This window comes from Micromonospora sp. NPDC050187, from assembly GCF_044459745.1.
GTDB lineage: Bacteria > Actinomycetota > Actinomycetes > Mycobacteriales > Micromonosporaceae > Micromonospora.
Genome location: NZ_JBITJH010000006.1, coordinates 183,277 through 200,678, shown reverse-complemented (window position 1 = coordinate 200,678; position 17,402 = coordinate 183,277). Strand labels below are relative to the sequence as shown.

Here is a 17,402-nt window from a genome sequence, read left to right as displayed (position 1 = left end):
GTGGTAGCAGGGGTCCCCTGTTACCGCTTTTCGCCCTGCAGGGGGCCCTTGCTACCAACCAACCCGGCCAGCGCGGCGGCCGTGGGTGCGCTGACGACGACGCGACGCGGCGCAATGAGCGGTCAGGGACGCCAGATCCAGGCGTCGGCGACCCGGGTCGCCGGTCCGTAGAGCTGTTCCAGCGTGCCGCGCAGGCTCTCGGCGTGCCGCTCGTCGGCGGCGAGCACCACGCAGGACGCGTTCCAGAACTCGGCGTCCCGGGCCGCCTGCCGGCGCTGCCCCTCGCTGACCAGGGGCTGCTCGCCGTGTCGGGCCACCTCCGCCAGCAGCGCCGACGTGGGCTGCTTGTAGGTGCCCATCGCCGCCGTGCCGTCGCGTCCGTACGGCCCGATGAAAAAGCCCTCGGGCAGGGCGAACGCCGCGTCCGCCGCCACCGCCCAGCGCATCGGCCAGGGGTCCTTGGGCGTGGGCGCGGGCACCGGCACCAGCACTCCGCCCGGACGTACGCAGTCGCGCCAGTGCCCGGCGGTGATGAACTCCGGCACCGGCGGCCGGTCCTCGGTGGCCAGCGGGGCGGGTGCCGCCGGCAGCATCGCCGCCACGACGGCGGCCGGGACGACCACCCGCCACCGGCCCCCGCCGCGCCACGCCCGGTCGACGGCGAGCACGAGCACCGTGGCCAGCAGCGGGAGCACCGCCAGTGCGAAGCGCATCGGCAGCGCGCCGTCCACCACGGGCACGTCGAGCAGGAACCGGAAGGGCCCCGGGACATTGGTCCGCGCCCCGTCGACCACCACGTTCGGGCCGAGCGCCAGGGCACCCATCACCAGCGTGCCGACCACGCAGGCGACCACCAGCGGCTGGCGACGCAGCCAGACCGCGCCGGCCGCGCCGACCAGCAGCAGCGGCCAGCCGAGGAAGGTGTTGTACTCGGCGGGACCGGTGGTGAGCCGGGCCGCCGTGTCGTCGCCGGCCAGCGAGAGCGGCGAGAACGTCCACCAGCTCGTCAGGTCGGCCGAGAAGTAGTACGGGCTGAACATCCCGTCGGCCACGCCCTGCGGCCCGGCGAACTGGAACCAGAGCGGGTAGGCGAGCACGACCAGGGCGAGCCCGGTGGCGAGCAGCATGCCTGCCGCGAAGGCCGGGAACGCCCGCCGGGCGAGTCGCCGGTCGACGACGGCGTAGGCGACGGCCATCACCGCCAGGGTGAGCGCGGCGAGGAACAGCACCTCCTCACCGACGAAGACCTGGGCGGTCACCACGACGGCCAGTCCCACGGCTGAGGTGACCAGCCGCCGGTCCGCTCCGCGGCCACCGGCCCGCCCGGTCGGCGTTCGCCCGACGCGGCCGTCCCGGTCCCGCCCGGTCCTGTCGGCCCGGGAGGGACGGTCGGCGGCCCGTAGCATGCGGACCACCAGCCAGATGATCACCGGCACCAGCCACTGCGCGGTCATGTGCAGGTGGCTGTTGGTCTGTGACACGATGCCCGGCCCGAAGCCGCAGAGGCCGGCACCGAGCGCGGCGGCCAGCCGGCCGGCACCGAGCAGCCGGACGTAGAGCGCGTACCACGCGATCGCGGTGCCGGCCAGGTTGAGCGCGGCGAGCAGGGCGAACGTGGTCGGCGCGCCGAAGAGCAAAGTGACCGGGGCGAAGAGCACCCCGAGCGCGATGACCGTGGTGTTGGCCATCAGGTTGACCCCGTCGGGGGCGTTGAGCCGGTCGGTGAGCAGGCTGAAGTCACCGAGCAGCGCGCGCGAGTCGACGGCCAGGAACCACTCGTAGAGGGTCTGGTCCTCCGGATTGAGCGCCAGCACCCGACCGGACGGGTTCGGCCAGAGCCCGTGGGTGAGCACCCCGGCGAGGACCAGGAAGCCCAGACCGGCCAGCAGATCCACCCGGTTCCGGCGGGCCGCGGCGACGAGCCGGGCCCGCCGGGAGCCGGGCACCGCCGGGACGTCCGGGGTGGCGTCCCGGTCGGGCCCGGCGTCCTGATCGGCACAGGCTGCGCTGCTCACGGCCTCGACCATAGTGCCGAGGTGGTATCGGGGTACGCCGGGTTCGGCGAGACCGGTTACCGTGACACTGCACCGCCGCGTGTCGACGCGCCGGTGGTCACCCGCCCGGGTGGTGGAACGGCAGACACGGCCGCCTTAAAAGCGGCTGCCGCAAGGCGTGCGGGTTCGACCCCCGCCCCGGGCACCAGACTCTCAGCTTCCCTTCAGCTTGGTGATCACCAAGAGGTCGGCCCGGCGGTTTACCCTGGATAGGCACGTTCACCGTGCATCGACCCCCTGAGGGAGGCTGAAAGTGAAGACCTCGAACCCGGTGCTCGCCCGGCTCGGCCAGGCGGCTGAGCGGGAGCGGGCGGCCGGGTACGCCCCGACCGGGCCGCATGGGCAGCCCGGTTACCCCCAGCAGTACCCGGGTGCGGGCTACCCGGCGGCCCCCGGTTACCCGGCCGCACCGCCCACCGTGACGCCGATGTCGCTCGACGACGTCGTGGTCAAGACCGTCATGCTCCTCGGCATCCTCGCCGCCTCCGCTGCGGCGGCCTGGGTGCTCGTGCCCGACGCCCTGGTCGGTGTCGCCTGGATCGGCGCCGCCATCGTCGGCCTCGCGCTCGGCATGGTCATCTCGTTCTCCCGGATGGCCAACCCGGCGCTCGTCATCACCTACGCGGTCGTCGAGGGCGTCTTCGTCGGCATGGTGAGCAAGGCCTTCGAGTCGCTCTACGACGGCATCGTGCTCCAGGCCACCACCGCCACCTTCGGCGTGTTCTTCCTGATGGCCGTGCTCTACAAGGCGCGCGTCATCCGGGCCACGCCGAAGTTCGTGCGCGGCATGATCGCCGTGATGGTCGGCCTCTTCGCGGTGATGCTGATCAACCTGGTGCTGGCGCTGTTCGGCGTCAACACCGGCCTGCGGGACGGCAGCCCGCTGGCTATCGGCTTCAGCCTGGTCTGCATCGTGGTGGCGTCGCTCAGCTTCATCCTGAGCTTCCACGAGGTGGAGGAGGGCGTCCGGATGGGGCTGCCCCAGCGCTACTCCTGGGTGGCCGCCTTCGGCATCCTGGTCAGCCTGGTCTGGCTCTACATCGAGATCCTGCGCCTGCTGAGCTACTTCCAGGGCGACGACTGAGCAATCAGTCAGCAGTCGACCGACCGGTGCGCCCGCCCCCACCTCCGGGGGCGGGCGCCCGTCGTCGCGGGGCGCGGCCACCGTCCCCGGTCGCATCCGACCGGCCGGCCGAACCCGGAAGGGCCGACCGCGTCCGTGGCGTGTGACGCGACCGTAGACTCCCACCGGTGAGCAGCGTGCGGGCCGGGGCGTACCCGGCGGAACAGGCCGGTGTCCGGTGAACCCGGCGGCCGACGACCCGGCCTCCGCCAGCGAACTGGACCGGGCGGTGGAGCAGTTGGTCCGGCAGGTCGGGCACTGGCAGTCGCCGCGTTGGGCGGCGCTGGCCGACGGCAACGTCTCCCGTGCCGACCTGGTGCACCGGCTCGTGCAGGAGGTCGCCAACCTGGCGGCCGACGCGGAGGGCCAGCCGCGACGCACCGTTCCCCGGCTGGACAACGACCTGGCCCTGCCCGACCAGCTCCGGGTGGTCGCCGCCGACCTGGTCGCCGCAGCCCCTGCGCCCGAGGTGCTGGCCCGGGCCGCCGCCGAGGTGACGGCGACCCGAACCGCCCTCTGACCGATCCCTCAGCGGGCCGCCATCGCAGGCCAGGGCTGGTGCCACTGCCGGGCCTCGATGTCGTACAGGCGTCAGGAGAGACGTTCGAGGACCATCGCCATGCCCTGGCCGCCGCCGACGCACATGGTCTCCAAGCCGATCGACCGGTCGTGCCACTGGAGGGCGTTGAGCAGGGTGCCGGTGATCCGGGCCCCGGTCATGCCGAACGGGTGGCCGACGGCGATCGCGCCGCCCATCACGTTCAGCTTCTCCAGTGGGATGCCGAGCTGCCGGTACGAGGGGATCACCTGGGCGGCGAACGCCTCGTTGATCTCCACCAGGTCGACGTCGTCGATGGTCATGCCGGCCCGGTCGAGCGCCTGCCGGCTCGCCTCGACCGGGCCGAGGCCCATGATCTCCGGGGAGAGGGCGGTGACGCCGGTGGAGACGATCCGGGCCAGCGGGGTGATGCCCAGGTCCCGGGCCCGCTGGGCGCTCATGATCACCACGGCGGCGGCCCCGTCGTTGAGCGGGCAGCAGTTGCCGGCGGTGATCCGACCGTCCGGACGGAACACCGGCTTCAACCCGGCCACGCCCTCCAGGGTCACCCCGGGACGTGGGCCGTCGTCGGTGCTGACCACCGTGCCGTCCGGGGTGGTGACCGGGGTGATCTCCCGGGCCCAGAAGCCATCGGCGATCGCCTTCTCGGCGAGGTTCTGGCTGCGGACGCCGAACTCGTCCATGTCGGCGCGGCTCACGTCGTACGCCTGGGCCAGGTTCTCCGCGGTCTGCCCCATGGCGAGGTAGATGTCGGGCAGTTCGCCGGCCTCGCGCGGGTCGGTCCAGACCTCCGCGCCGCCGGCCGCCCGGCGGGCCGACCGCTCCTGGGCCGCCGCGAAGCGCGGGTTCTCCCAACCACCGCCGACCAGCGCCTGCGCCTCCGGCGGCAGGGCGTCGGAGCTACCCCGGGCGTACCGGGAGACGCACTCGACCCCGGCGGAGACGAACACGTCCCCCTCGCCGGCCCGGATCGCGTGCATCGCCATCCGGGTGGTCTGGAGCGACGAGGCGCAGTACCGGGTCAGCGTCGCGCCGGGCACGGTGTCCAGCCCGAGCAGCGTGGCCACCACCCGGGCCATGTTGAAGCCCTGCTCGCCCCCGGGCAGGCCGCAGCCCAGGTGAAGGTCGTCGATCTCGGTCGGGTCGAGCTGGGGGACCTTGTCCAGCGCGGCCCGGACGATGGTCGCCGCGAGGTCGTCCGGGCGGACGTCGCGGAGGGAACCCTTGTGCGCCCGGCCGATGGGGGAGCGGGCGGTGGCGACGATGACGGCGTCGCGGGACGACTCAGTCGGCATGAACCAACGTTAACCCGTCGGTAACTTGTGGTGGAAGTGGGCCGGCGTGACGGCGGTCGCCCGTACGTGCGGTCAGTGGCCCGGGGCGACGAGGTCACCCGGCCGTCCGGTCAGCGGGACGAGGCGACGGCCGCGGCGGCGGCCACCGCCGGGAGCAGCGCGTGCGCCCAGACCCGGTAGCCGTCGGCGGAGGGGTGGTACCCGTCGTGGCAGAGCGTCCCGGCGTCGGCCCGGAAGACCGCCCCGGTCTCGGTGGCGAGATCCACCACCGTGCCCCCGGCCTCCAGCACCGCCACGGTCTGCGCCCGCGCGGTGCGTCGTCCGGACCAGCCGATCACCTGGCGCAGCGGCGGGGCGACGGCCCGGACCGCGCCGAGGTCGGGGCAGGTGCCGACCACGACCTCCACCCCGGCGTCGCACAGCCGGCGGACCGCACCGCCGAGGTACGCCGCCGCGTCGGACGGCCGGCGCAGGGTCGTCGCGTCGTTCGCCCCGATCAGGATCACCGCCACGTCCGGGCGGCTCCCGAGCAGGGCCCGGGCCACCTGGGTGGCCAGGTCGGTGGAGCGGGACCCGGAGACCCCGACGCTGGACAGGTGCACGCGTCGGCCGGCCGGCCCCTCGGCGAGCAGGTGGCCCAGCTGGCCGCCGACCGTCTCGCCGAACTGCTGCACGCCGACCCCGAGGGCGGCCGAGTCACCGAGCAGGACCAGCCGCAGCGGGGGCGCGTCCGCCCGCCCGACCGTCGCCCGCAGGGCGAGACCGAGTTCCGGTTCGGCGTAACGGCGGGTGCGGGCGACGAAGGCCTCCCCGGCGAGGACCGCCGCGCCGCCGACCGTGCCGGCCAGCAGGGAGAGGGCCGCGACCCGGCCCATACGGGCCGCCAGTTCGGTGCGGGTGTTCCGCTCGCTCATGCTCGTCCCTCCACTGCTGTCTGCGTGCCCCCGGCCGGTCGGACCGCGTCGCCTGTCTCCGGCCTCCCCGCCGGTCGGGGCACGTCGCCGGTCTCCGGCCCGCCGGGCGCGGGGACCGCGTCGGTGGCGCGGTGCGGCACCGGCTCGCCCGCGTGCGCGGGAAGCGCACCGACCGCGACGAAGGCCCGCCGCCGCAGTTGCGCCCAACGCCCCGCCGGGCCCCGGTCGTGCCCGCTGACCTGGGTGCCGCTGACCTCGGTGCCCGGGTGCCGGGCGGCCTCCTGCGCCGCCTGCGGCAGCGACCGTACGCCCTCGCCCCGGGCCAGCGCCGGCCGACGCTCCGGACCCGTGCCGAGCGCCGAGAGGACCGTCGGCAGCAGCACGGACGCGGCGACCGCATACCCCTCGGCCGACGGGTGGAACCGGTCCCAGGCGAACATCCGGCCCGGCTCGGCTGCGAACCGGGGGCCGAGCAGGTCGCCGAGGGAGACCGTCCAGCCGCCGGCCTCGACCACCCCGACCGTCTGGGCGGCGGCGAGCTGCCGACCCCAGCGGCGGGCCAGCCAGCGCAGCGGTGGCTGGATCGGCTGGATCGCCCCGAGGTCGGGACAGGTGCCGACGACCACCTCCGCGCCGGCCGCGCGCAGGTCGCGGACCGCGTCGGTGAGGTAGCGCACGGCCACGGCCGGCGGGGTGCGGTTGGTGACGTCGTTGCCGCCGACCAGGATGACCGCGATGTCCGGCTGCTGCTCCAGGGCGGCCTCGACCTGCGGTCGCAGCCCCGCCGAGAGGCTGCCGACGACGGCGAACCGGTGCAACCGCACCGGCCGGTGCAGCCGGCGGGACAGGCCGGTGGCGAGCAGCGCGCCGAGGGTCTCCCGGCGCCGGTGCACGCCGTAGCCGGCGGCGGAGGAGTCGCCGAGGAGCACCATGGTCAACGGGGGACCGGACAGCTTGGGGCCGTAGACGCCGTCGCAGCGGGGTGGGGGCGCCTCGGCCATCGGGATCGTCCGGCGGGCCTGCTTGGCCTGGCCGAGGAGGACGCCGGTCGTGGTGGCGAAGGCCGCCGCCGTGGCACCCGCGCCGATCGCCGTGTAGCGGGCGACCTGCCGGGCGCGTCGCCAGCGTGCACCGGCCGACACGACGGATCCAGTCACCTCCTCCATGAGCCGACAGTACCGCGCGGGAGCGACACGTCGCTGTCCCCGCGATGGCGCTCCGGTGCCTGGCGGCGGGACATTCTGGGTACGTCATCCATCGATCGCCGGCCGTCCGGGTCGGCCGGCCGCGCGGCACCGGCGGCGGTTGCGCCGGCCCGGCACGCTGGTCGAGGAGAGAGGGGCACTGACATGGCGAGGACGTTGAAGCGGAGTGCGGCGTTCGCCGCGTTGGCCCGGGCACTGATGGCCGGGGCGCGGGGTGGTCCGTCCCTGGGCGCCCGGGTGGCGGCGCTGCCCCGGATGATCAAGGCCAGCGCGCGCGGCGAGTACGACGGCGGCCTCCGGCTGGCCCTGATGACGGCGGCGGCGGCGTACGTCGTCTCCCCGGTCGACCTGGTGCCGGAGATGTTCCTGGCCGTTCTCGGCCTGGTCGACGACGCGGTGATGGTCACCTGGCTGGCCGGCAGCGTGCTCGCCGAGACGGAGCGGTTCCTGGAGTGGGAGGCGCGTCGCGCGTCCGTCATCCCTGGGAGTGTCCTGTCCTGACGCCACGTACCCTGGGCGTCGACCAACCGTCGCCCGGCGCCGCTGCCGGCACCGGAGGAGAAGGGCACAACGAGGTGCAGTACTACGACAACGTCGTCGAGCTGATCGGCAACACCCCGCTGGTGAGGCTCCGCAACGTCACCGCCGGCATCCAGGCCACCGTGTTGGCGAAGGTGGAGTACCTCAACCCCGGCGGGTCGGTGAAGGACCGGATCGCGCTGCGGATGGTGGAGGACGCCGAGGCCGCCGGGATCCTGAAGCCGGGCGGCACCATCGTCGAGCCGACCAGCGGCAACACCGGCGTCGGACTGGCTCTGGTGGCGCAGCTCAAGGGCTACAAGTGCGTCTTCGTCTGCCCGGACAAGGTCAGCCAGGACAAGCAGGACGTGCTGCGGGCGTACGGGGCCGAGGTGGTGGTCTGTCCGACGGCGGTCGCCCCGGAGGACCCCCGCTCCTACTACAACGTCTCCGACCGGTTGGCCCGGGAGATCCCGGGCGCCTGGAAGCCCAACCAGTACAGCAACCCGGCGAACCCGCGCTCGCACTACGAGACCACCGGCCCGGAGCTCTGGGAGCAGACCGGCGGTGGGCTGACCCACTTCGTGGCCGGGGTGGGCACCGGCGGCACCATCTCCGGCATCGGGCGTTACCTCAAGGAGGCGTCCGACGGTCGGGTGAAGGTGATCGGCGCGGACCCGGAGGGCTCGGTCTACTCCGGCGGCACCGGCCGGCCGTACCTGGTCGAGGGGGTCGGCGAGGACTTCTGGCCGGAGACGTACGACAAGTCCGTGGCCGACCAGATCATCGAGGTCTCCGACAAGGCATCCTTCGAGATGACCCGGCGGCTGGCCCGGGAGGAGGGGCTGCTCGTCGGCGGCTCCTGCGGCATGGCCGTGGTGGCCGCTCTGGAGGTGGCCCGTGCCGCCGGTCCGGACGACGTGGTCGTGGTGCTCCTGCCGGACAGCGGCAAGGGCTACCTGTCGAAGATCTTCAACGACACCTGGATGGCCCGGTACGGCTTCCTGACGGCCGGCGGTGACGAGCCGACCGTGGCCGACGCGCTCGCCGCCAAGCCGGGCGGCCTGCCCGAGCTGGTGCACGTGCACCCCACCGAGACGGTCCGGGACGCGATCGACTACATGCGTGAGTACGGCGTCTCGCAGTTGCCGGTGCTCAAGGCCGAGCCGCCGGTGGTGACCGGAGAGGTGGCCGGCTCGATCGCCGAGCGGGATCTGCTCGACGCCCTCTTCACCGGCCAGGCCCACCTGCACGACACCATCGAGCGGCACATGGGCGAGCCGCTGCCGATGGTCGGCGGTGGGCAGCCGGTCAGCGAGGCGGTGGCCCTGCTGGAGAAGTCCGACGCCGCGCTGGTGCTGATCGACGGCAAGCCCAAGGGCGTGCTCACCCGGCAGGACCTGCTGGCCCACCTCGGCGGCCGCTGAGCAAGGCAATCGGCCTGTCCCGGGTCGGTGGCGAACCGACGCTTCGCCACCGACCCGGGACAGGAACAGCTTCAAGCCGCAGCATCTTCCGGCCCCGGCGTGGGCGCCGTCACCGATCGCTCACCACTGGCCGTCACCATGAGTGACATGCAGTCGGGGGCTTTCCATCTCCCGATGCGTCCTTTGCTCTGCACCCATCTACGCGACAGGCGCCCTCGGTGGGCGGCGGCACCAGCACTGAAAACCTCTTGCAATCCCTGCTCAGTGGGGTTGGTGCGGATTGGGGTGCGAAGCAAAGGGAAGGGTGCGGGTATAAGTTGCTCGGCATCTGGTCACTCGACGTGCAGGATGATCGTCATCCGGACCGTGAACACGTACCGTAATGATTGTTGGGTGGTGGACGTGGGAGTGCGGAGGTTCGGAGTCTTGGTATCGGCCGAGGCTGGTCAGCACTCGGCAGGCACCCTGGTTCCGCTCGACGGGGGCAGCGACCTGGCGAACCGAGGGATCGGGAGCCCCTGGAGTCCCTGCTCCGAGCCTGATGATGGTCAGAGGGGACGGGCGTAGCGGAGTTGACGGGTGACGACGGGGCCGAAGTGCTCATCGCGTTCCCGGCCCTCCGGAGCCCAGCCGCCGCGCTCGTAGAAGCGGCGGGCGTGGACGTTGCCGGCGAGCACCCAGAGGGTGGCCCGGGTCCGTCCCCACGACCGCATGGTGTGCAGCGCGTCGTCCATCAACGCCCGGCCGGTGCCCCGGCCCTGCTCGGCCGGGTCCAGGTGGATGGCGCGGAGCATCGCCGCGTGCGGGTCGACCACGCCGTCCAGCTCGTCCGGGCCGACGTAGGTGAAGCCGACCAGCCGGCCGTCCCGCTCGGCGACGGTCATCAGGTGGTCGTCGCGCTCGTACGACCAGCGCTCGACCCAGTACCGCCCCATTCCCTCGGGCGTCGGGGTGGCCAGCGCCTCCGGGGGCAGGAACGACGAGTAGGCGGCGACCCGGGAACGCTGGTGCAGGCTGCCGACCGCCATCAGGTCGTCGGCGACGGCGTGGCGGAGAGTGGGTGTCACCCGGGCGAGGGTACCCGCCGGGGCGGCACCGCGATCGTGGCCAGGTCCTCGGCGACCACGAGGTCACCGGTGAAGTGCTCGCGGGCCTCGGCGGCGAACCGGGCCGGGTCGGCGTACCGCTGGGAGAAGTGGGTGAGCACGAGCCGGCGTACCCCGGACTCGGCCGCGACCCGGGCGGCCTGGGCGGCGGTGAGGTGCCCGACCTCGGCGGCGAGCGCCGTCTCCGAGTCGAGGAAGGTCGACTCGATCACCAGCAGGTCGGCCCGCTCGGCGAGCGCGTACACCGCGTCGCAGAGCCCGGTGTCCATCACGAAGGCGAAGCGCTGCCCCGGCCGGGGCTCGCTCACCTCGTCGCGGCGCACGCGGCGTCCGCCGACGTCCAGGTGACCGACGCGGAGCAGCTCCCCGACGGCCGGGCCACCGATGCCGTACGCGGCCAGCCGCTCCGGGAGCATCCGGCAGCCGTCCGGTTCGACCAGTTGGTAGCCGTACGTCTCGATCGGGTGGCGCAGTCGGCGGGCGGTCAGGGTGTGGCCGCCGCGCAGGGCGATCCGCTGCCCGTCTGCGTCGACCGGCTCGGGTCGCAGCTCGGCGGTCTCGTGGAAGCTGGTGGCGTGCCGCAGCCGGGCGAAGTACTCCGCGCCGCCGGCCGGGAAGTGCACCGCCACCGGGTGCGGCACCCGGTCCAGGGAGAGGCGCTGGATGATGCCGGGAAGCCCGAGGCTGTGGTCGCCGTGGAAGTGGGTGACGCAGATCCGGGTCAGGTCGGTGGCGGTGACCGTGGTGTGCAGGAGCTGACGCTGGCTCCCCTCGCCCGGGTCGAAGAGGATCACCTCGTCGTCCCAGCGCAGCACGTACCCGTTGTGGTTGCGCTGCCGGGTCGGCGTCTGACTGGCGGTGCCGAGCACCGTCAGCTCACGCATCGACACGGCGTACACCCTCCGTACAGGGGTCGACCCCCGGGGCGTCCGCGCTGACGCACGGGCCGGCTGGACTGGGCCGGCACCCCGGGGGTCGGGTGGCTGTTCTGGATTCGCCGCACCGCTGCCACACGGTCTCGACGATCTTCTGTGCCCGCCCCGGAGGACGGACGGTCGACTGTCAAGGACAGCGGCTAGCGGACAGCCACCTCACGAGTCCGATAACTACACAAAGCTTCGGATCACCTCCCTTCACGTGTACCGCCACGCTATCCACTTCCCGACTCCGGCGGCAACGGTTTTACGTCACCTGCTGCCGGCGCAGGTCAGGACGGGTCCGAGGCGTGCCGGTCGGTGGGCTCGGCGATGCCGATCGGGCCTTCCCGTGGCCCCTCCTCGGACGCCGGCTGCACCGCCAGCGACGGGAAGTCGGCCAGGTCGCCCTCGGGCTCGGCGTCCCACTCGGGGAAGACCAGGTCGCTCTGGAGGTAGAGGCAGAGCAGTTGGGTCAGGTGGCGCAGCCCGTCCAGGTGGGTGCGCTCGTGACCGTGGGTGGCGTCCACCCCGAAGCCGAGCAGCGCCACCCGGGCGTGCGCGCCGGCCTCGACCGCCGCCGCCACGTCCGAGCGGTAGTAGTCGAAGACGTCCCGGACCAGGTCGACGTCGTGCTCGCCGGCGATCGAGGCGAGGTTGCGGGTCAGGTGGTAGTCGAACGGGCCCACCCCGTCCCCCATCGCCAGGGTCGCCGCGTTCTCGCGTGACTGCTGCCCCGGGGCGACCACCGCCGCGTCGACCGAGACGATCTCGGCCACGTCCGGGTCGAGGCCGTGGCTGGCCCCGTGCCCGATCTCCTCGGTGACGGTGACCAGCAGGTGCGCGGTGACCCGGGGCTGGACGCCCGCGTCGACGATCGCCTTGAACGCGGTCAGCACCGCCGCCACCCCGGCCTTGTCGTCCAGGTGGCGGGACTTGACGAAGCCGCTCGGGGTGATCGTCGGGTTGGGCAGGAACGCCACGAAGTCGCCCGCGTCGATGCCGAGCGCACGCAGCCCGGCGATGTCCTCCACCGGCTCGTCGACCCGGACCTCCACCTGCTCCCAGCCGACGCCCTGGAGGTCGACCCCCTCGTTGTAGCGGTGACCGCTGGCCTTCAACGGCAGCACCTGGCCGGTGATCACCCGGTCCAGGTCGTCGGTGAAGATCCGCACGTGCGCGCCCTCGGCGAAGCGGGCGCTGTGCGTGCCGATCGACTTCAGCTCCAGCCGGCCGTTCTCCTTCAGCCGCTTCACCATCCCGCCGATGGTGTCGGTGTGCACCACGATCGCCCGGTCCGCGCCGGTGGCCCGGGGGCCGGGCAGGTAGGCGCTCAGCGCCCCGCGCCGGGTCAGCGTGGAGGAGATGCCGAGGGCGGAGAGCCGCTCGCCCACGTACTGCTGCACGTGGTCGGTACGCCCCGACGGGCTGGGGATCTCCAGGAGTTCCAGCAGCACCTGCCGCAGGTAGTCCAGGTCGAGCGGAAGCGGGACGGGACGACGTTCGGTCATGCCGTCGAGGATGCCGTACCCGCCGGGGACCAGAGCCGGTGCGGTGCCCGGGTGCCCGGGAACAGCAGGTCCACGAAGCGCTCGGCGGTCGGCTGGGGCTCGTGGTTGGCCAGGCCGGGCCGCTCGTTCGCCTCGATGAAGACGTGCTCCGGCTGGTCCGGCGCGGTGACCAGCAGGTCCAGCCCGGTGACCGGGATGTCCAGCGCCCGGCTGGCCGCCACGCACGCCTCGGCGATCTCCGGGTGCAGCTCCCCGGTCACGTCGTGGATGGTGCCGCCGGTGTGCAGGTTGGCGGTGCGCCGGACGGCGAGCACGGTGCCCTCCGGGAGCACGTCGTGCATGCCGTACCCGGCCTCGGCGACCACCTCGCGGGTCATCTCGTCGATCGGGATGCGGGACTCGCCACCGGTGGCGGCGGCCCGGCGGCGGCTCTGCCGCTCGATCAGCTCGGTGACGTCGTGCACCCCGTCGCCGGTGATCGAGGCGGGCCGCCGGACGGCCGCCGCGACCACCTCGTGGTCGATCACGACCACCCGCAGGTCCTCGCCGGCGTGCAGCTCCTCGACCAGCACCTCCGGGCAGTACCGGCGGGCCAGCTCGACGGCGGTCCGCAGCGCCTCCGGGGTCCGTACCCCGACGGTGATGCCGTTGCCCTGCTCGCCCCGGGCCGGCTTGACCACCACCGCGCCGAGCTCTGCCAGGAACGCCTCGTCCGCGGCGTCGCCGGTGGCCGTCCGGCCGCGCGGCACGGCGAGCCCCGCCTCGGTGAGGATCCGCCGGGTCACCCGCTTGTCGTCGCACCGGCTCATCGCGACCGCCGAGGTCAGCTCGGAGAGCGACTCGCGGGTCAGGATGGTCCGCCCGCCGGTGGTCAGCCGCAGCTCACCCCAGGCCGGGTCGGTGACCTCCACCCGGATGCCCCGGCGCATCGCCTCGTCAGCGATGATCCGGGCGTACGGGTTCAGCTCGTCGTAGCCGGCCGGCAGGGCGGGCAGGAACAGCCGCTCGTTGATCGGGTTCTTCCGCTTCACGCAGAGCGTGGCGGTGCGGTAGAAGCCCAGCCGCTCGTACAGCCGGATCGCCCCGACGTTCTCCGCCAGCACGGACAGGTCGACGAAGGCGCGGCCCCGGTCGGTGAGCCGGGCGGCCAGCTCGGTCAGGAGCGCCTGACCGGTGCCGGGCGGGGCGTGGTTGAAGTCCACGGTCAGGCACCACAGGCTCGCGCCGTTGTCCGGGTCGTCGAAGACCTCGACGTGGTCCACTCCGGTGATGGTGCCGACGATCTCCCCGGTGGCCGACTCGGCGACCAGGTGCAGGAAGGACGGGGTTGCGGCGTTGGCCACCAGCACGTCCACCGGGGCGGTGACCATCCCGTTGCTGGCGTAGATCCGGTTCACCGCGTCGGCGTCCGCCGCGTCGCGGAGCTGACGGATACGCAGCCCCGGCAGGTCCGCGCCGGTGTCGCCGGACGCCTCGCCGCCGATCGGGCCCGGCCCGGGGGCCGCCTCCGGGCTCAACGGCAGCCGGTAGGTCAGCGACGGGTCGATGAACAGCTCGTCGTGCAGCCGGGACACCAGCACGTGCGGATCGCGCAGGTAGATGCAGATGTCCCGGGAGCCGGCGGCCTCCGAGCGGAGCACGTCGGCGACGGCGGCCGGGTCGCGGAACGTCTGGCCGAAGACCAGCCGACCCCAGCCGCAGTCGAGCAGCACGTCGGTCCGGCCGGCCCGGTTCGACGCCTCCGGGTCGGTCGACCGGCCGCCGGGCTCGCCGGGGGCGACCGGGTCGCCGCCCGGTCCGACCCGCTCCCGTTTCCGGGCCATCCGGGCCCGCTGCCCCTCGGTCAGGGCCGTCCCGGTCGCCAGGGTGTCGGTCACGGTCAGTCGATTCCGTGGCTCTGGAGCCACATTTCCAGAAGTCCGAGCTGCCACAGCTTGTTTCCGTTCAGCGGGGTGAGTTCGGCGTTCGGGTCGGTGAGGAGGGCGTCGACGTAGTCGGCGCGGAACAGGTCGCGACGGCGGGCCTCGGGGGCGTGCAGGGCGTCGCGTACCCGGTCGAGGACCTTGCCCTCCAGATGGGTGAGGCCGGGCACCGGGAAGTAGCCCTTCGGACGGTCGATGACCTCCCAGGGCAGTACCCGGCGGCCGATCTCCTTGAGCACGCCCTTGCCGCCCTGGGCGAGCTTCAGCTCCGGCGGGCAGGACGCGGCGAGTTCCACGAACTCGTGGTCGAGGAAGGGGACGCGGGCCTCCAGGCCGTGCGCCATCGTCATGTTGTCGACCCGCTTCACCGGGTCGTCGGTGAGCATGATCTGGGTGTCGATCCGCAGGCCCGCGTCGACCGCGGTCTCCGCGCCCGCCCGGCCCAGGTGCGCGGCCACGAACTCCCGTGCCGGGTCGCCGTCGGGCAGCCGGTCCGGGTTGAGCACGCGGGCCAGGCCGGCCGCGTCCCGGTCGAAGAACGCCTTGGCGTACGTGTCGACGGCGTGCGCCCGGTCGACGCCGGCCAGCGGCGGGTACCAGTGGTAGCCGCCGAGGATCTCGTCCGCGCCCTGCCCGGACTGGACCACCTTGACGTGCCGGGCGACCGTCTCGCTGAGCAGGTAGAACGCCACACAGTCGTGGCTGACCATCGGCTCGCTCATCGCCGCGACCGCCGATTCCAGCGGCGGGACGAGATCACCGGTGGCGACCCGGATCTGGTGGTGGTCGGTGTCGAAGGTCTTCGCCACCAGGTCGGAGTAGCGGAACTCGTCGCCCTCGCGACCGCCGACCGCCTCGAAGCCGATGGAGAAGGTGGCCAGGCCGCGCTGGCCCTGCTCGGCGAGGAGCGCCACCACCAGGCTGGAGTCCAGGCCACCGGAGAGGAGCACCCCCACCGGCACGTCGGCGACCATGCGCCGCCTGACGGCGGTGGTGAGCGACTCCCGCAGGGCGTCCTGCCAGTCCCGCTCGGACCAGTCGGCCCGGTCCGGGTGACGGGTGAACGACGGGTCCCAGTAGACCCGCTCAGTGACCCGGCCGTCCGGCTCGTACACCCGGACGGTGGCCGGGGGCAGCTTGGCCACGCCGCGCAGGATGGTCCGGGGCGGCGGCACGATGCTGTGGAAGCTCAGGTAGTGCGCGAGCGCGACCGGGTCGACCGTGGTGTCGATCCCGCCGCCGGCCAGCAGGGCGGGCAGGGTGCTGGCGAACCGCACCCGGTCGGGGGTCTCGGCCAGGTAGAGCGGCTTGATGCCGAGCCGGTCCCGGGCCAGCACCAGGCGGCCGGTGGCCCGCTCGGTGATCGCCACGGCGAACATGCCGACCAGGTGGTCGACGAAGTCGTCACCCCACTCGGCGTACGCCTTGAGCACCACCTCGGTGTCGCCGGAGGAGAAGAAGACGTGCCCCTTCGCCTGGAGTTCGGCGCGCAGCTCCCGATAGTTGTAGATGCAGCCGTTGAAGACGCCGGTGAGCCCGGCAGCCGGGTCGACCAGCGGCTGCCCGCTCGCGGCGGAGAGGTCGATGATTTTCAGACGCCGGTGACCCAGGGCGACCGGTCCCTGTGACCAGACGCCGCTGTCGTCGGGGCCCCGGTCGTGCATGGTCGCCGCCATCCGCTCCACCGCCGCGACGTCGGCTCGTGAACCGTCCCGACGGAGCTCCCCAGCCAGTCCGCACATGCCAACGAATGCTGCCAGAGGATGGTGCACTTCGCCTGTTGAGCTGATGGCTGGCAGGGTGGTGGGTTGCTATAATGCGCAACCTTTGGCGAGTTGAAGTGGATCATCGGCGCTTCCGTGTCCGTCAGGCGCGGAGTGACCCTTTTGCGAGTGCGGCTCGCTGTGAGGAACCTCCCAGCATCGGGCCGCCCCTTCGGCTGGCCCGGCCCGGCCGCGCGCCGTGGACGTCCCCGGGGGCAACCGGCCCGGGTGGTCGTAGGCGAGGGGCGACGTGGACTCCGCGACGTGGACTCCGCGACGTGGACTCCGCGACGTGGACTCCGCGACGTGGACCGCGCTGCGCCCTGTGGAGCTGCCCGCACCGACGGGGCAGCTCCACAGGTGGCCTACCTGGCGTTGCTCGGCGCGACCACCGCCGTCGTCCCGCCCGCGCTCAGCCGGCCGTACGGGCCACGCCGACCGGGCAGCTCATCCCGTTCGGGCCGTGGTTGCAGTAGCCGTTCGGGTTCTTGGTCGGGGCGAGGTACTGCTGGTGGTAGTCCTCGGCGAAGTAGTACTCGCCGAGCGGGGCGATCTCGGTGGTGATCTCGGCCCGGCGGGCCTGGGCCACGATCGGGGCGAAGGCGTCCCGCGACGACGTCGCGGCAGCGGCCTGCTCGTCGCTGGTGGTGTAGATGGTCGACCGGTACTGGGTGCCGACGTCGTTGCCCTGGCGCATGCCCTGGGTCGGGTCGTGGTTCTCCCAGAAGACCTTGAGCAGGTCCTCGTAGGCGATCGTCGACGGGTCGTAGACCACCTCGACCACCTCGGCGTGCCCGGTACGCCCGGAGCAGACCTCCTCGTACGTCGGGTTCGGGGTGTAGCCGCCCGCGTAGCCGACGGAGGTGGTGATCACGCCGGGGAGACCCCAGAACAGGCGCTCCGCGCCCCAGAAGCAGCCCATCCCGAAGACGGCCACCTGCGCGCCCGGCGGGAACGGGCCCTTCAGCGGGGTGCCGAGCACCTCGTGCCGGTCGCTGACCGGCATCGCGATCGGTCGGCCGGGCAGGGCCTGGTCGGGCGTGATCATTTCGGCCTTCATGCGGCGCAGGAACACGATGACTCCTCTCGT

General features: G+C 73.1%; 13 protein-coding genes, 1 tRNA gene and 2 pseudogenes. 5 read left to right on the top strand and 11 right to left on the bottom strand.

What is annotated here, in order from left to right; all coding sequences use genetic code 11:
* Window positions 1-122: 122 nt before the first annotated feature.
* Window positions 123-2,015, bottom strand: coding sequence for a hypothetical protein (locus ACIBJE_RS12495; protein WP_396747158.1), 1,893 nt, complete (start codon window positions 2,013-2,015; stop codon window positions 123-125).
* 103 nt (window positions 2,016-2,118) lie between these two features.
* Between ACIBJE_RS12495 and ACIBJE_RS12490 the strand changes: the two genes are divergently transcribed.
* From ACIBJE_RS12490 to ACIBJE_RS12480, 3 genes are all read left to right on the top strand, one after another.
* Window positions 2,119-2,202, top strand: a tRNA-Leu gene (locus ACIBJE_RS12490).
* A 105-nt stretch (window positions 2,203-2,307) separates the two neighbouring features.
* Entirely contained in the window at window positions 2,308-3,138 is an 831-nt protein-coding gene (locus ACIBJE_RS12485; protein WP_396747155.1) for a Bax inhibitor-1/YccA family protein, read from the top strand.
* Window positions 3,139-3,355: 217 nt separating this feature from the next.
* Window positions 3,356-3,697 (top strand): hypothetical protein, encoded by a 342-nt coding sequence (locus ACIBJE_RS12480; RefSeq protein ID WP_396747152.1) that lies wholly within the window; start codon window positions 3,356-3,358, stop codon window positions 3,695-3,697.
* 71 nt (window positions 3,698-3,768) lie between these two features.
* Here ACIBJE_RS12480 and ACIBJE_RS12475 read toward each other — a convergent pair whose 3' ends face one another.
* The 3 genes and pseudogenes from ACIBJE_RS12475 to ACIBJE_RS12465 form a co-directional block, all read right to left on the bottom strand.
* Window positions 3,769-5,031, bottom strand: coding sequence for an acetyl-CoA C-acetyltransferase (locus ACIBJE_RS12475; RefSeq protein WP_396747149.1), 1,263 nt, complete (start codon window positions 5,029-5,031; stop codon window positions 3,769-3,771).
* Between the two features lie 110 nt (window positions 5,032-5,141).
* Window positions 5,142-5,945, bottom strand: a complete 804-nt coding sequence (locus ACIBJE_RS12470; protein ID WP_396747146.1) for an SGNH/GDSL hydrolase family protein — start codon at window positions 5,943-5,945, stop codon at window positions 5,142-5,144.
* Window positions 5,946-6,064: 119 nt separating this feature from the next.
* Window positions 6,065-7,111, bottom strand: a pseudogene (locus ACIBJE_RS12465) (SGNH/GDSL hydrolase family protein); the annotation flags it as partial.
* Window positions 7,112-7,294: 183 nt separating this feature from the next.
* Between ACIBJE_RS12465 and ACIBJE_RS12460 the strand changes: the two are divergent.
* On the top strand, window positions 7,295-7,651 hold the full coding sequence (locus tag ACIBJE_RS12460; RefSeq protein WP_396747145.1) for a YkvA family protein: 357 nt from the start codon (window positions 7,295-7,297) through the stop codon (window positions 7,649-7,651).
* A 74-nt stretch (window positions 7,652-7,725) separates the two neighbouring features.
* Window positions 7,726-9,096, top strand: a complete 1,371-nt coding sequence (locus tag ACIBJE_RS12455; protein WP_396747142.1) for a cystathionine beta-synthase — start codon at window positions 7,726-7,728, stop codon at window positions 9,094-9,096.
* A gap of 399 nt (window positions 9,097-9,495) precedes the next feature.
* Here the strand turns inward: ACIBJE_RS12455 and ACIBJE_RS12450 are convergent.
* From ACIBJE_RS12450 to msrA, 7 genes and pseudogenes are all read right to left on the bottom strand, one after another.
* Window positions 9,496-9,597, bottom strand: a pseudogene (locus ACIBJE_RS12450) (HIT family hydrolase); the annotation flags it as partial.
* A 47-nt stretch (window positions 9,598-9,644) separates the two neighbouring features.
* Window positions 9,645-10,163 (bottom strand): GNAT family N-acetyltransferase, encoded by a 519-nt coding sequence (locus tag ACIBJE_RS12445; RefSeq protein WP_396747139.1) that lies wholly within the window; start codon window positions 10,161-10,163, stop codon window positions 9,645-9,647.
* Window positions 10,160-11,092: a ribonuclease Z gene (locus ACIBJE_RS12440; RefSeq protein ID WP_396747136.1), complete on the bottom strand. Its 933-nt coding sequence runs from the start codon at window positions 11,090-11,092 to the stop codon at window positions 10,160-10,162. Before ACIBJE_RS12440 ends, ACIBJE_RS12445 begins: the two co-directional genes overlap by 4 nt.
* A gap of 317 nt (window positions 11,093-11,409) precedes the next feature.
* Window positions 11,410-12,627: an osmoprotectant NAGGN system M42 family peptidase gene (locus ACIBJE_RS12435; RefSeq protein WP_396747133.1), complete on the bottom strand. Its 1,218-nt coding sequence runs from the start codon at window positions 12,625-12,627 to the stop codon at window positions 11,410-11,412.
* A complete protein-coding gene (ngg, locus tag ACIBJE_RS12430; RefSeq protein WP_396747130.1) occupies window positions 12,624-14,504 on the bottom strand; it encodes an N-acetylglutaminylglutamine synthetase in 1,881 nt (626 codons plus the stop codon). The genes ACIBJE_RS12435 and ngg overlap by 4 nt, the downstream gene beginning before the upstream one ends.
* A 2-nt stretch (window positions 14,505-14,506) precedes the next feature.
* Window positions 14,507-16,291, bottom strand: a complete 1,785-nt coding sequence (locus ACIBJE_RS12425) for an N-acetylglutaminylglutamine amidotransferase (RefSeq protein WP_396747127.1) — start codon at window positions 16,289-16,291, stop codon at window positions 14,507-14,509.
* Between the two features lie 433 nt (window positions 16,292-16,724).
* Complete coding sequence (gene msrA / locus ACIBJE_RS12420; RefSeq protein WP_088980611.1) at window positions 16,725-17,387, bottom strand: peptide-methionine (S)-S-oxide reductase MsrA; 663 nt, start codon at window positions 17,385-17,387, stop codon at window positions 16,725-16,727.
* Window positions 17,388-17,402 lie beyond the last annotated feature (15 nt).

Bases quoted from the DNA above. Each gene is read 5' to 3' on its own strand.
- ACIBJE_RS12460 (WP_396747145.1), top strand. From the start codon at position 7,295: ATGGCGAGGACGTTGAAGCGGAGTGCGGCGTTCGCCGCGTTGGCCCGG.
- ACIBJE_RS12470 (WP_396747146.1), bottom strand. From the start codon at position 5,945: ATGAGCGAGCGGAACACCCGCACCGAACTGGCGGCCCGTATGGGCCGG.
- ACIBJE_RS12475 (WP_396747149.1), bottom strand. From the start codon at position 5,031: ATGCCGACTGAGTCGTCCCGCGACGCCGTCATCGTCGCCACCGCCCGC.
- ACIBJE_RS12435 (WP_396747133.1), bottom strand. From the start codon at position 12,627: ATGACCGAACGTCGTCCCGTCCCGCTTCCGCTCGACCTGGACTACCTG.
- ACIBJE_RS12425 (WP_396747127.1), bottom strand. From the start codon at position 16,291: ATGTGCGGACTGGCTGGGGAGCTCCGTCGGGACGGTTCACGAGCCGAC.